Annotated in this window: 6 protein-coding genes; 4 read left to right on the forward strand and 2 right to left on the reverse strand. The window is 38.6% G+C overall.

Going from position 1 to position 14,780, the window contains the following annotated elements; genetic code table 11:
* Positions 1–2: 2 nt before the first annotated feature.
* Positions 3–3,161: a SusC/RagA family TonB-linked outer membrane protein gene (locus tag DHW03_RS05060; protein ID WP_109924622.1), complete on the reverse strand. Its 3,159-nt coding sequence runs from the start codon at positions 3,159–3,161 to the stop codon at positions 3–5.
* 438 nt (positions 3,162–3,599) lie between these two features.
* Between DHW03_RS05060 and DHW03_RS05065 the strand changes: the two genes are divergently transcribed.
* A complete protein-coding gene (locus DHW03_RS05065) occupies positions 3,600–4,613 on the forward strand; it encodes a LacI family DNA-binding transcriptional regulator (RefSeq protein ID WP_109924623.1) in 1,014 nt (337 codons plus the stop codon).
* On the opposite strand, the gene DHW03_RS05070 is transcribed toward DHW03_RS05065, so the two are convergent.
* On the reverse strand, positions 4,610–5,839 hold the full coding sequence (locus DHW03_RS05070) for an MFS transporter (protein WP_109924624.1): 1,230 nt from the start codon (positions 5,837–5,839) through the stop codon (positions 4,610–4,612). The genes DHW03_RS05065 and DHW03_RS05070 overlap by 4 nt on opposite strands.
* Before the next feature lie 169 nt (positions 5,840–6,008).
* Here DHW03_RS05070 and DHW03_RS05075 point away from each other — a divergent pair, with 169 nt between their 5' ends.
* The 3 genes from DHW03_RS05075 (at position 6,009) to DHW03_RS05085 (ending at position 14,773) form a co-directional block, all read left to right on the forward strand.
* On the forward strand, positions 6,009–6,452 hold the full coding sequence (locus DHW03_RS05075) for a MarR family winged helix-turn-helix transcriptional regulator (RefSeq protein ID WP_109924625.1): 444 nt from the start codon (positions 6,009–6,011) through the stop codon (positions 6,450–6,452).
* A 79-nt stretch (positions 6,453–6,531) separates the two neighbouring features.
* The gene (locus DHW03_RS05080; RefSeq protein ID WP_109924626.1) at positions 6,532–7,368 is read left to right on the forward strand and encodes an MBL fold metallo-hydrolase; all 837 of its coding nucleotides are present in this window, start codon (positions 6,532–6,534) and stop codon (positions 7,366–7,368) included.
* Between the two features lie 793 nt (positions 7,369–8,161).
* Positions 8,162–14,773: a polyketide synthase gene (locus tag DHW03_RS05085; protein WP_109924627.1), complete on the forward strand. Its 6,612-nt coding sequence runs from the start codon at positions 8,162–8,164 to the stop codon at positions 14,771–14,773.
* The last annotated feature ends 7 nt before the right edge of the window (positions 14,774–14,780 follow it).

The raw sequence follows: 14,780 nt of genomic DNA on the forward strand, positions 1-14,780 counted from the left end.
TCTTAAAAATTAATGTTCATACCAAAATTGAAGACCTTAGACGTTGGATAAAGCGCCTGTAACGGGAAAGCTGTATTCACTGTATTCACATTTTCTGGGTCAACGTACATTCTGTATTTAGTCCAGGTGTACAAGTTTTGTCCGTTTAGGTAAACCCTTACATTACTTAATTTTAATGCTGCAGACCATTCTTTTGGTAAAGTCCAAGCCAGTTCTACGTTTCTAATTTTCAGATAAGCAGAATTTTGTAGGGTAAAATCGTTTAAAGCATAATTTAAGGAAGCGGTACCTCTAGCGTGAAGTGCTGGCCAAGTTGCAGTTGCGGCATTGGCAGGTGTCCAAGATTCTAGCATGAATGGATACATCTGTTGCCCGTTGTTCTGTTCAGTTAAAATTACATTCGAGCTTACGTTGGCAACTCCTTGAAAAAGTACCGAAAGCGATATGCCTTTATACGTAATTCTTGGGCTAAAACTGTAAATGTATTCTGGGTTATTGGTATAACCGATGGCCTGCTGATCTAAAGTGGTAATTAATCCATCACCGTCTAAATCTTTCATTTTTAAATCGCCAGATATTGGGCTATATCCTTGTTGTTTTGGAGAAGCAGCAATATCCGCAGCAGATTGATAGAAACCATCGGTTACATAGCCAAAAAACTGACCAACGCTTGTTCCTTTTCTTATTGAGGCGGCCGGCAATCCATCCGGTTCATCATTTTCAACAATTTTGTTTTTTGCATAACTCAATTGCGCATTGATACCTAAAGTAACTGCACCAACCATTTTTTGGTAATCGAGTTCTACTTCATAACCTTTGTTATACACAACGCCTTTATTTAGGTTTGGATAGGTATGACCGAAAAGTGCCGAACCACTTAATGTTGGCGTTAAAATATCTCTACGGGTTTCGTCAAAGAAATCTACGTTCAGTTTTAAGGCATCTTTTATAAAACGGGCTTCTAAACCAATATTTCTTTTAGTACCCGTTTCCCAGGTTAACTCATCGTTACCCAATGCATTGGATACGTTGGCAAATTGAGGATCTGGAATCCAGATGGTTGGAAAATTTGAAATGGACAGCGGATTGCCAAACGGTGCCGATGAATTGGCCGCATAACTGGTTAAGTACAGGAAACGAGAATCTGACACGCGGTCATTTCCCACCAAACCATAACTACCTCTTACTTTTAAATAGGTTAAGGCATTGTTCTTTTTCCAAAAAGGCTCGTTGGTTAAGGTCCACCCTGCCGAAACGGCCGGGAAGAATCCATAACGTAAACCCGGAGCAAAATTTTCCGATCCGTTATACGCGGCATTAAACTCTGCAAAATAACGTTCGTTGTAATTATACGTTACCCGACCAGCAACACCTTGCGAAGCCCTTGGCGGAGCGGTAAAGGCAGTGCTACCTGTAGAACGAATTAATTGACGTGTGCCCAAAACCAATGCCGATACTGCATGACCACCAAAACTACGATCGTAATAGAAACCAGATTGTAGGTTCATGTTGGTGCTACCTGAAGTAACCCCACCACCTTGCACTTCGCCCAAAGGTTCATCACGGTTTCTGGTATCGGTAGATAAAGTTGCTGCCCCTGTTGCTGCATTATACACATATGCTGCCCAGTTGGCATTTCTTCTGGCTACGTTGTTATAATAAGAATCGTATCCAAAATTGGTTTTGAATGATAATCCTTTGGTAATGAAGCCCAATTTGTAATCCAAATTGAATGTACTTTCAATTGTATTGATGTCATCATTACGTGTACCGAAACGGGTGAGCACCGCGTAAGGGTTCCAAATGTTGGTACCTATATTTGGATTGGCAGTAATTCTGCCATCGGGTAAAGTAACCGGATAGGCATAAGCAGGCACTTGCAAAATCCTAGAAATCATCCCCTCAATCGTATCATAAGAGAAAGCTGAAGAAGACAATAATCCGGCAGGTTGGTATCGATCTGCAAAACGACCGCCCAATTTAATGCCAACAGTAAAATCCTTATTCAAAGTTAAATCTACGTTTGAACGGAAATTGTAACGGTTGTAGTTGGGTACCGTATTAATGCCGTATGGAGAATCAAATTTTTTGAAAATACCATCCTGAAAGGCATAACCCGCAGAAACAAAGTATTTTGCAATTTTAGTTCCACCATTAATATTGATGTTGTGTTGCGTTTGCGAATAGAATTTTTTAGTCAGATAATCAAACCACTTCACATCTGGATGACCCAGTGGGTCAGAACCATCCTGAAACTTCTGGATATCTAAATCTGTAAAGAAAGGTGCTTTACCATCGTTTACATAGGATTGATTTAAGAGCACTGCGCTATCATAAGCACCTAGGCCCACGGCTAAGCCCGTGTAGGTTTGCAGCGCATAGTTCCCGGTATAGGTAACTTTTGGTTTGCCAATTTTACCTTGTTTGGTGGTAATTACAATAATACCATTTGCACCTCTAATCCCGTAAATGGCGGTAGAGGCAGCATCTTTCAACACCGTAACCGTTTCAATTTCACTTGGATCTACATCCGAAAAACTCGGACGCTCAATTCCATCTACCACCACGATAGCCGCATTGTTTACCCCATAGGTTGCAACTCCCCTTACTTTTAATGATGCTCCATCGGCACCTGGCTGTCCACTGGTTTGTACTGCAAGTAAACCAGGCAACCGACCGATTAAGCTATTGGTTGGGTTCGGCGTAGGCGATTTCATAATCTCTTCTGCACCAATTTGCGCAACGGCACCGGTTAAAGTTGATTTCTTCTGTGCACCATAACCCACAACCACCACCTCATCTAAGCCTTGCGAATCTTCATCTAAACTTACGTTGATGGTGTTTTTGCCATTGATGGGAATCTCTTTGTTGATGTAACCCACATACACAAAAACTAATATGCCAGTGGTAGATGCAGCCCTGATGGAAAACTTTCCATTGTCATCGGTTACTGCACCCGTTTGTGTTCCCTTAACCCTAACACTTACGCCCGGTAAGGTTACCCCTTTTGCATCTTTCACGGTACCTGTAATCGTTGTTTGGGCAACTGCGGCAAGAGAAAAAAGCATCAGGAAAGTTAATGAGTAAAGAATTTTTGCTTTTTGAGTGGCCTCAAATTTAAAAAATGGCAAAATCCTTTTCAAAATGTAAAGTCTATCCATAATTATAAAAAAATTAAATCTATTTGGTTGAAATGTAAAGCGTAGTCAACACTGATTAAATCCACTCGCAAGGCTGAATTTTCTGCAAAAGAAATTTTGCAGAAGATTAAATTGCACTGAATGTTGAAATCAGATAATTAAAAAAGATTGTACGATTTTGTCTTTTAAGCGTAATCATTAACCCATAAAAAAAGCTGGGTGTTACGACAAAGAAAATGTTGTGTTTCCAGTAATTTTAAAGCATCTGGGGCTTTTAGTAGAGATTCCTTCATATTGATTTGGTTAGGGTGATTTAGGTTATACGAATGTAGAAAGTTGTCAAGATAAAAATCATTAATAAAATGCTTTAAAAGGCACAAAATGAACTTGTATAGCATTTCAAACGTTTGAAATAATTGAGAAATTTTTCTTATCTATGCATAGAGATTGGAAAAGCAGATGCAAAACACCCCTATTACCCTTAAGTTCTTGGCCGAAAAGCTCAAGATGTCCGTATCAACAGTATCTAAAGCCCTTAACAATTACCCCACAATTAATGAATACACGAAGAAACGTGTACAGGAAATGGCGCGCGATTTACACTTTACGCCAAACAAATCTGCCATTAATTTAAAAGAAAGAAAATCGAGGATTATCGGAATCATTTTACCCAATTTATTGGATTACTTTTTTACCCGAAGCATTTATGGTGTAGAGCAGTTCGCCATGAAAAACGGATACAATGTCATCATCAGCCAATCTCACGATGAACTTGAAAAAGAAATCCAACTGGCCGATATGTTATTAAAAAGCCGTGTGGATGGGCTAATTGTTGCCATATCAAAAAACACTCAAGATTTTAGTCATTTAGATCAGTTTGAAAACATGGGCATTCCGGTGGTTTACTATACACGTAACCCAAGCTTTAACCTCAGTTGCCATAAAGTTTTAGGGAATACTTTTCAGGGATGCTATCAAGCGACCAAATTTTTAATCAACCGAGGCCATCAAAAAATAGCCTATCTTGGCGGACCCAAAATGATTAATTTTACCCACGATCGTTTTAATGGATACATTAATGCCTTAAAAGACAATCAAGTACCATTTCAAGCCGAATTGGTTGCATACACCGATTTTGATAAGGAAAATACGGTATCGGCCATTCAAAATCTTTTCAAAGACAGCGAAAACATGCCCACCGCTTTGGTTGCATTTAAAGAACCCATTCTGTTCGATGCCATTAAATACCTCAAATCCATCCATCACCCGAAATTTGATGAAATAGAATGTATCGGTTTTGGAAACACGCCCTTTATCAGTTATTTAGACTCCCCACCGATAGCCTCCATAGAGGAAAACCCAGAATCAGTAGGCGAAAATGCGATAAAACTTTTGCTTCAACTCATTAATAGAGAAATTGAACTTCAGGATTATCAAAAAATCATGGTCGATTGCCAATTGGTAGTGCACTAACTTACCGATACAGCGTTTTGCCTAAACTCACTTTTGTGTTTTTCGTAATAAACGTAAGCGGCGACAATCAGTAAGCCAGCAACACCTTCGAAGGCTACAACAAGTTGGGTTCCAAATTGATGCGCAAAATAGCCCATTAGCAAACTTCCTATTGGTAAAACACCTTGATAAGCCATAATGTAATAGCTTAACGTTCTACCGCGCATCAAATCATCAGCATGAGTTTGCAAATATGTATTGATAGATGAGGTTTGCGCCATCAAACCAAGTGCTGCCAAACCCGTACAAATTAAAGCCAATATTAATGAGGGTGATATGGCCAGTGCAATTACAGAAACAGCAAGCAAAAGCGCAGATATGATGATGATTTTTTGAAGGTGTTGACCAGCTTTCAGCGTAGCCATGTAAATGGCACCGAAAAAAGCACCGAAACCTGCCGCACTCTCAAACCATCCAAACGTGGTTGCCGTACCACTAAAAATATCCTTGGCAAAAACAGGAAGCAGGGTCGTAAATGGAATTACCAATAAACTGGACGCGGCCATCATCAAGATCATGGAAGCTAAATCAGGGGAAGTTCTCAAATACGCATACCCCTTCTTCAAATCAACCCAAATGTTTTCTGTCGATTTTTTATGTTCCGCTAATTTCAACTTCATCATCAGCAAACAGCCCAATACCGCAATAAAACTGACAAAGTTGATGATAAAACAGATATCTTCGCCCAATGTACTGAGAATCACGCCTGCTAAAGCAGGTCCAACCAATCTTGCGGCGTTAAATACAGAAGAATTTAAAGCGATGGCATTCGGTAAATCTTCCTTATCTTCCACCAGGTTCACCATCAAAGATTGCCTTGCAGTTACATCAAAAGCATTAACCAAACCCTGCACCAATGAAAGTGCGGCGATCCAAAAAATATCGTAATGCTTAAACCAAATCATTAATGCAAGCGCCCCTGCTTGAAGCATTAAAATTACCTGCGTTATGATAAGGATCTTGAATTTATTGTGCCTATCGACATAGCTGCCGGCATAGGGCGCCAAAACCAATGATGGAATTAAACTTAAAAAAGTAACCAAACCCAATAAAAATGCAGAGCCCGTTAAGCGATAAATCAGCCAACTGATTGCGACGCGTTGCATCCACGTTCCCACTAAGGAGATGGATTGGCCTGTAAAAAATAATCTATAGTTGTAATGCCTTAAGGATCGAAAAATGCTCATGAATAATTAGTAAAGTAACTTTACAAATTTAAATAAAACCTATTGATTCCAGAAATCTATAATCTAAAAATATATCATATTTAGATCATAAAACGGTGTTTCTTCTATACCTACCATTTTAATATCAAATAAATATCCACTATATTTGTAAAGTACATTTACCATTAACATGCCAAGTCCCACACAAGAAATTGCAGCACAATTGAGAAGCACAGTTACCCGCCTTACCCGGCAGCTACGCAAACAGAACGTGAGCTCGGAATTTAGCAATGCAGAATTACTGACCATGTCTTTATTAGAACAGCATGGCAAAGTACTTTCCACAGAACTAGCGGATATGGAGCGCGTTTCTAAGCAAGCCATCTCCCAAATCATAAACAGATTGTTTGAAGCCAAGTGTGTAGAAAGATTCCCCAGTGCAGAAGACAAGCGAAAAGTATTTATCGGATTAACCCCATTGGGCGAGAAACACATTGTTGCCACCAGAAGAATTAAGGAAGAATGGCTTAGCCAAACCATGGAGAAAATCTTTTCCCCCGAAGAAATTAATTTAATCCAGGCCTTTTTGCCGCTATTAACCCGATTAGCAGAATACAATGGCACTCCTATTTAATTTGAACAGCTTTAAAATCCATTTTATTCCTCCCCAATTCTTGTTTGCATGCAAATAAGCCTTAACTTGCACACTGAAAATGGCATTACACTTTACATCAATTAATTCGGGCAGCAATGGCAACTGTTACTATGTTGGTAACGCCAATGAAGCCATTTTGGTTGATGTTGGCCTAACCTGCAAAGAAGTAGAAAAAAGAATGTTAAGGCTAGGTCTATCCCCTTCCAAAATAAAAGCCATTTTTATCTCTCACGAACATAGCGACCACATAAAGGGGCTTGCGGTTTTTGCGAAAAAATACAAACTCCCTGTTTATATCAGTACCAGCACCCTAAAAAACAGCAGACTGATGCTTGATGAAGGAAATGTGTTTTCACTTAGCCATCATCAATCCATCAACATCGGCAACCTTAAGGTAGTTGCTTTTTCAAAACATCACGATGCAGCAGATCCCTATAGCTTTACTGTAGAATGCAACAAGGTCAAAGTGGGCGTATTTACAGATATTGGTTCCGTTTGCGATCGCTTGATCCATCACTTTAAAGATTGTAATGCGGCATTCTTAGAAGCAAATTACGATACCGAAATGTTGCAAAACGGTAGTTACCCCTATTTTCTAAAAAGAAGAATTACCAGCGGCAAAGGCCACCTAAGCAATGCCGAAGCTCTGGATTTATTCTTGAAACACAAACACGAGAAAATGAGCCACTTATTGCTGGCGCATTTATCAAAAGACAACAATAACCCACAATTGGTAGAAACCTTGTTTAAAGCCGTTGCGGGAGATACCTTTGTTAAGGTAGCATCCAGGCATGAAGAAAGCGAAGTTTACTATGTAAAAGCCGAAACCAGCCATGATGAAGTTTATAGCTTCAATCCAGATTTGTACCAGCCTGCCCAGCTTAATCTTTTCTAAATTCAGCTTATGTAAAATACCAATATCTTGGTATTGATTGCACCATAAAATTTAAACAAGTTTGTATGTTAACAACAAAATCAACGGGACGATTTTGATTGCCATCAGAAAGGGATTAATTTATTTTAATCTCTTTTTTTTTAAAACATTTTTTTCAGCTATTGGTTATACTATCACTTCATAAATAGTTTGTTTGGTTTAAAGGGGACTTATGGATTTAAGCCCCCTTTCTCATGCTCCTCAAAACTTTCAGATATACCAAATTTTCAGTATTGCTAATCCAATTGTGTAATCGCATTTTTACAAAAAAATACAAATCAATTAATTAGTTGTTTTACACCAATTAAGAATAAAATACTTAATCAATAAACCATTTTATTGTAGTTTTTCATGTACAAAGTCAAATTATGACACTCAATCGTTATCATAAATACGTCTTGTTTTATTATATTTGGATTGTTGTTGGTTTACAAATTTTAAATTTTATTGACGTGGTTTTAAGTTGAATACACTTATCAGCCATTAACATGAATTATATTTATTATAGCATCAACCCTATTAATCATCCAATCTTCAGCCTTGCATTGGCAATAAACTGAAGGTTATATTTTTGCTCTTATGCCAAACAAACTCATCTCACTCAGCAATATCACAAAAAGGTATTTAACCTTTATCATAAAAATTTATCAGTACGAAATATTTTGTTAATTAACCATTCTATAGCAATGAACAGTTAAAAACTAAGTCAATAGCATAAATTTAATCATAAATAATATCCCTATTTATTTATAACATGATGACCGGAAGTACAATAAATGATATTTTCTCTGCGCAAGCTAAAGCCACGCCGACGAATATTGCTTTAGTACACAATAACCTATCCTTAACTTACCTGGAATTAGAAGAAAAATCTAATCAGCTTGCACATTACCTAAGATTAAAAGGTGTTAAGGAAGATAACCTAATACCCGTTTTCATTAATCGTTCTATCGAAATGATGATTAGTTTGATGGGCATTTTAAAGGCTGGCGGGGCTTACGTTCCGATAGATCCAGAATATCCTAAAGATAGAATTGAATACATACTGGAAGATACAAAAAGCAAATTTCTAATAACCGATCGGTCTAGCCACCTTTTGTTAAAAGATTTTTCGTTTGACGGCCAAATTATTGATTTAGAAGCAGATTGGTTAACAATTTCTGCACAACCTAAAACCGTTCCTTCTACTGATTTAAAACCCAGTAATTTAGCCTATATCATTTATACTTCGGGTTCTACGGGTAATCCAAAAGGCGTTATGATCGAACACCACAATGTGGTTCGTTTGTTCTTTACCGATCAACCCTTATTCGACTTTAAAGAAACCGATGTATGGACGATGTTTCACTCCTTCTGCTTCGATTTCTCGGTCTGGGAAATGTATGGCGCACTTTTATTTGGAGGAAAACTCATCATCGTTCCAAAAGAAACTGCTAAAAATGCCCAAGCTTTTGGCGATTTGCTTATAAAGGAAAATGTTACGGTGTTAAATCAAACGCCATCGGCCTTCTATATTTTACAGGAATATATCTTAAATCAAAAAGAGATAGCCTTACCATTAAGCTATGTAATTTTTGGAGGCGAAGCTTTAAATCCATCAAAGTTAAAAGTTTGGAAAAATCGTTACGAGCAATGCAAGCTCATCAATATGTATGGCATTACAGAAACCACCGTACATGTAACGTATATCGAAATTACAAACGAACATTGTGAAAGCAGCAAAAGTGTTATCGGATCGCCAATTCCAACACTTTATGCCTATGTGCTAAATGATGCACAGCAAAAAACCCACCTCGAGGAAGAAGGTGAGCTTTATATCGGTGGCGAAGGATTGGCAAGAGGATATCTAAACCGCCCAGATTTAACCGAGTATCGTTTTATTAAAGATCATTTTAGCAATGATTTGAATGCCCGCCTATACAGAACAGGAGATTTAGCCAAGTTGATGCCTGATGGAAGTTTTGAATACATGGGCAGGATAGACGATCAAGTTAAAATAAATGGCTATCGTATCGAACTTGGCGAAATTGAGACCAACATTAGCCACTTTGCAGGAATTGAACAAAGTGTGGTTTTAGCCAAAGAAAGTTCGTTAGGCGAAAAAAAACTTGTGGCTTACATTAAAACGAACGCTAAAATAGATCAGCAATTGTTGATTAAATTTTTGCAGAAAAAAATGCCCGATTACATGGTGCCACGGATTTATATCAAAATTGATGAAATTCCACTTACCAGTAATGGCAAAGTTGATAAAAAGGTATTAAATAAAATCAAGATAAACAGGCCAGACCTTAACACAATCTATAAAAAATCAAAAACTCAAACCGAACAGAAACTTTACAGCGTATGGACTGAATTTTTGGAAATAGAAAAAATCGGTGTTAACGATAATTTCTTCGATCTTGGTGGCAATTCACTATTGGCGCAAAGAACCGTTGCAGCAATTAAACATCAATTTGCTTACAATTTGGGTGTTACCAAACTTTATCAATACCCAACCATTTCTGAATTGGCTAAGTTTATTGATAAAACGGCAGCGAGCAGCAAATCCAAAACGCTAAGCGCCACAAATACATCAACATCTTCAGATATTGCGGTAATTGGCATGTCTGGCCGTTTCCCAGGAGCGGATACCATTGAAGATTTTTGGGACTTTATTGTACAAGGAAAAGAAACGACAACCTTCTTTACGGCGTCAGAATTAGATGAAAGTATTCCAGAAGACGATAGAAACGACCCATCTTATGTAAAAGCCAGAGGAATTATAACCGATGCTACTCAGTTCGATCCTGCATTTTTCGGCATCAACGCTAAACTTGCAGCGTTAATGGATCCACAGCAAAGAGTTTTCTTAGAAATCGCTTGGGAAACGTTAGAAAAAACTGGCCATTTACCCACAAAATACGACCAGAAAGTTGGTGTTTTTGCAGGCTTTGGAACCAATACCTACTACGAAAACAATGTGCTCTCGCATCCCGATCAGGTAGAAAACCAAGGTAAGATGCAAGTTTTATCGGTAAACGAGAAAGATTATGCCGCATCCAGAACGGCCTATCATTTAAATTTAAAAGGGCCTGCGGTCAGTGTAAATTCCGCTTGTTCAACATCCTTATTGGCCATTACACAGGCCGTTAACAGTTTAAGAGCAGGACAATGCACTGTTGCTTTGGCAGGGGGAGCTAGCATTACTTCGCCAATTAATAGCGGACACATCTACCAAGAAGGCAGTATGTTAAGTGAAGATGGCCATTGCAAACCTTTCGATGATACTGCAACAGGAACTGTTTTTAGTGATGGTGCAGGTGTGGTACTTTTAAAGAGATTAGAGGATGCTAAACAAGATGGAGACACCATCTTTGCGGTAATAAAAGGCGTAGGCATAAATAATGATGGCTTGGGAAAAGGCAGTTTTACCGCCCCAAGTTCGGAAGGACAAGCAGACGCTATAGCCTGTGCCATTGAAGATGCCGGAGTTGATCCTTCCGCAATTAGCTATGTAGAAACACATGGAACCGGAACCCCAATCGGCGATCCGATTGAATTTGAAGGGTTGGTAGATGCATTTGGAGAACAGGATAAAAACCAGTATTGCGCAATCGGTTCGGTTAAAAGCAATTTCGGCCACTTAACCCAAGCCGCAGGAGTTGCAGGTTTAATAAAAACTTGCCTTGCGCTCTATCATAAAAAATTGCCAGCATCTTTGGGCTTCACCACTCCAAATAGAAATATAGATTTTGCAAACAGTCCGTTCTTTGTAAACAGTTCATTAACAGAATGGGAAACAGATGCGAAGAGAATTGCAGGAGTAAGTTCTTTCGGCGTAGGCGGTACAAATGTTCATGTCATTTTAGAAGAATATCAAAACGAATTACAACAAGCTGCGCCCGAGCATAAACAAACGCTGATCACATGGTCTGCAAATTCCGAGCTCAGCCGAGAAAACTATGCTGAGGCATTAGCTAAATTTATAAAACAAAATCCAAGCGTCAACCTTGCCGATATTTCGTACACCCTAAATAAATCGAGAGTCGATTTCAGATATAGGAGATTTGCCGTAGCATCATCTAAAGAAGAATTACTGGAAACTTTAGCGAAGGCCCCCTCTACCAGTGCCAACCTACTCACCGAAACACCTGGCGAGCTGGTTTTCATGTTTCCAGGGCAAGGCGCTCAGTATTTAAACATGGGTTTAGCTTTGTATAACACCCAGTCGGTTTATAAAGCTGCTGTAGATGAATGCGCAGAAATTCTTCTACAATACATCCATCAAGACATCAAAGAAATCATTTTTCCTGATCAGGTATCTGAAGAAGCGAGCGATAAACTCAAAGATACCAGGTGGACGCAACCCGCATTATTTGTAACCGAATATGCCCTAGCGAAACTCTGGATGAGTTTTGGAATAGAACCTACCCTATTTTGCGGTCATAGCATAGGCGAGTATGTATCAGCCCATTTGGCAGGAATTTTCTCCTTAGAAGATGGCTTAAAACTTATTTCTACAAGAGGAGCCTTAATCAGCAATTTGCCAAATGGCGATATGCTTTCGGTAAGAGCATCTGCAGAAACTGTAAGCACTTACCTCAAAGATGAAGTATGTATAGCCGCCATTAACAGTCCACAATTAGTTGTTGTTGCAGGACCGAAAGAACAGATAGCCGCGCTAAGTAAGCAATTGGATGAAAGCGAAATTATAAACAAACTATTGTTTACAAGCCATGCATTTCATTCTTCTATGATGGATCCAATTTTGGATCATTTTAAAGAAGTTGTACTTACAGTTAAACTATCTATACCAAAAACACCAATCATATCTACAGTAACCGGAAACCTTTTAACAGATCAAGAGGCATTAGATCCGGCGTACTGGACAACACATTTGAGAAAACCCGTTTTGTTTTCTAAGGCGATAGAACAGATTCTAAATGAATATAATCCATTATTCTTAGAAGTTGGGCCCGGAAATGTTACAGCTACTTTAGCAAAACAGATTGCTGCAAATTCATCAAAATCAGCTAAAGTCGTATCAAGCATAAGCGCCAATCAAGATGATTATGCCTCATTTTTAAAAGCCTTAGGCCAATTATGGATATATGGTGCAGAACCGAATCTAAATTGTCCGTTTGAAAATGAGAAGAGAGCATTTTTAAACCTACCAACCTATCAGTTCGATAGAAATAAATACTGGGTAGAAATTCAAAATAAAAACATAGCGGGAGCAAATCAAATCGCCAAATACAACGATATAAACCAGCAAGAAACGAAATTAAATACTCAGAAGATGAGAAAAGATAATCTAACTGCTAAAGTTAAGCAAGTGCTCGAAAATGCCTCAGGTATTGAAATGGATGGAGTAGAATCAGATGCAAATTTTTTAGAAATCGGATTAGATTCTTTACTGCTTACACAGGTTGCAATTTCTTTGAAAAAAGAATTTGGTTTACCCATTACATTTAGAAAGTTAAATGAAGAATACCCAACCATTGAATCATTAGTTGCATACCTCGACGAAAATACACCGCAAGATATTGTAAGCGAAACACATAATGGCTTTACAAAAAACAACGGCAGCCCAGTACAATTTTCTGCACCGCAATTTGATGGTTCAGCTTCGTTACCCAACAGCGACAGTGCTTTAGGACTGATAGCCCAACAGCTGGAAATTTTATCAAAGCAGGTGATTTTAATGCAGCAAACGCAATTACCAGTTTCTTATCCAAAACAACAAGTAAATGGTGCCGTATCTGTTTCAAAGCCAACACAGCCAGCCAAAAATAACGATTCAGAACTCTCGGTTGAAGAAAAAGCTGAGATACAGAAACCATTTGGTGCAACACCAAAAATCGAAAAACAATCTACAAGCTTAAATCCGAAACAAGCGCAATTTTTAAAGGATTTAACTGAACGATACAATAAGAAAACCTTCAAAAGCAAAGATTACACCAGCAAAAGCCGTTCATACATGGCCGATCCGAGGGTTGTAACTGGGTTTAAGCCTGCCACAAAAGAATTGGTTTATCCTATTGTAATCAATAAATCAAAAGGCAGTAAACTTTGGGATTTGGACGGCAATGAATACATTGATGTACTGAATGGATTTGGCTCCAACATGCTTGGTTACCAACCCGATGTAATCAAAAACGCCATGCATGATCAGATTGAAAAAGGTTATGAAGTTGGCCCGCAACACGAACTGGCAGCAGAAGTAAGTAAATTAATTTGCGAATTTACAGGTTTTGACCGTTCGGCCTTGTGTAGTACAGGTTCTGAGGCCGTTTTAGGTTGTGTAAGAATTGCCAGAACAGTTACCGGCAGATCGCTCATTGTGGCTTTTACAGGCTCTTACCATGGTATTGTTGATGAAGTTTTGGTTAGAGGGACGAAGAAACTTAAATCATTCCCAGCAGCTGCGGGCATTATGCCAGAATCTGTTCAAAATATTTTGGTTCTGGATTACGGAACAGATGAATCCTTAGCCATCATCAAAGAAAGAGCCGATGAAATTGCCGCCGTTTTGGTTGAACCCATTCAAAGCAGAAGACCAGAATTTACACCCATCGATTTTTTGAAAGAGGTAAGAGCAGTAACAGAAAAATCAGGAACAGTTTTAATATTTGATGAAGTAATCACAGGATTCAGATTTCATCCTGGAGGTGCTCAGGCACTTTTTGGCATCAAGGCCGACCTTGCATCATACGGAAAAGTGGTTGGTGCCGGAACACCAATTGGCGTTATTGCTGGGAAAAGCTATCTCATGGATGCATTAGATGGTGGAAATTGGAACTATGGTGATGCCTCCTATCCTGAAGTGGGTGTTACCTACTTCGCAGGTACCTTCGTTCGTCATCCTTTAGCGCTTGCATCAGCTAAAGCCTCTTTAAATTATATGAAACAAAGAGGGCCAGCTTTACAACAAGAACTAAACGAAAAGGGCAAATACATTGCTGAAGCAATTAACAAAGAATTTGAAAAATGGCAATTGCCAATATTTGTGGCCAACTACGGGTCTTTATGGAAAATTAAAAATCAAGAAGAAATCCCCTACAGCGAGTTACTTTTTGTCTTGTTAAGAGAAAAAGGCATCCACATTCTCGATGGTTTCCCTTGTTTCATTACAGAAGCCACATCTTATCACGACATTGAGAAAGTAATTGAAAGTTTTAGAGAAGGTTTAAAGGAAATGGCAGAAGCTGGCTTTTTTCCAGAAAAAAATCAGGTGAATAAATTATTTGACCCTACTGCTGTAGTCATCAGTGCAGATCATCCGCCAGTAAAGGGCGCCAAATTAGGAAAAGATAAAGAAGGTAACCCGGCGTGGTTTATCAAAGACGATGTGAATCCAGGAAAATACCTTCAAGTGCAGTAATAAATTA

It is taken from the genome of Pedobacter yonginensis (assembly GCF_003173595.1).
GTDB classification, from domain to species: Bacteria; Bacteroidota; Bacteroidia; order Sphingobacteriales; family Sphingobacteriaceae; genus Pedobacter; species Pedobacter yonginense.

Excerpts from the sequence above, each read along its gene's own strand:
- DHW03_RS05060 (WP_109924622.1), bottom strand. The coding sequence starts at position 3,161 with ATGGATAGACTTTACATTTTGAAAAGGATTTTGCCATTTTTTAAATTT.
- DHW03_RS05065 (WP_109924623.1), top strand. The coding sequence starts at position 3,600 with ATGCAAAACACCCCTATTACCCTTAAGTTCTTGGCCGAAAAGCTCAAG.
- DHW03_RS05070 (WP_109924624.1), bottom strand. The coding sequence starts at position 5,839 with ATGAGCATTTTTCGATCCTTAAGGCATTACAACTATAGATTATTTTTT.
- DHW03_RS05075 (WP_109924625.1), top strand. The coding sequence starts at position 6,009 with ATGCCAAGTCCCACACAAGAAATTGCAGCACAATTGAGAAGCACAGTT.
- DHW03_RS05080 (WP_109924626.1), top strand. The coding sequence starts at position 6,532 with ATGGCATTACACTTTACATCAATTAATTCGGGCAGCAATGGCAACTGT.
- DHW03_RS05085 (WP_109924627.1), top strand. The coding sequence starts at position 8,162 with ATGATGACCGGAAGTACAATAAATGATATTTTCTCTGCGCAAGCTAAA.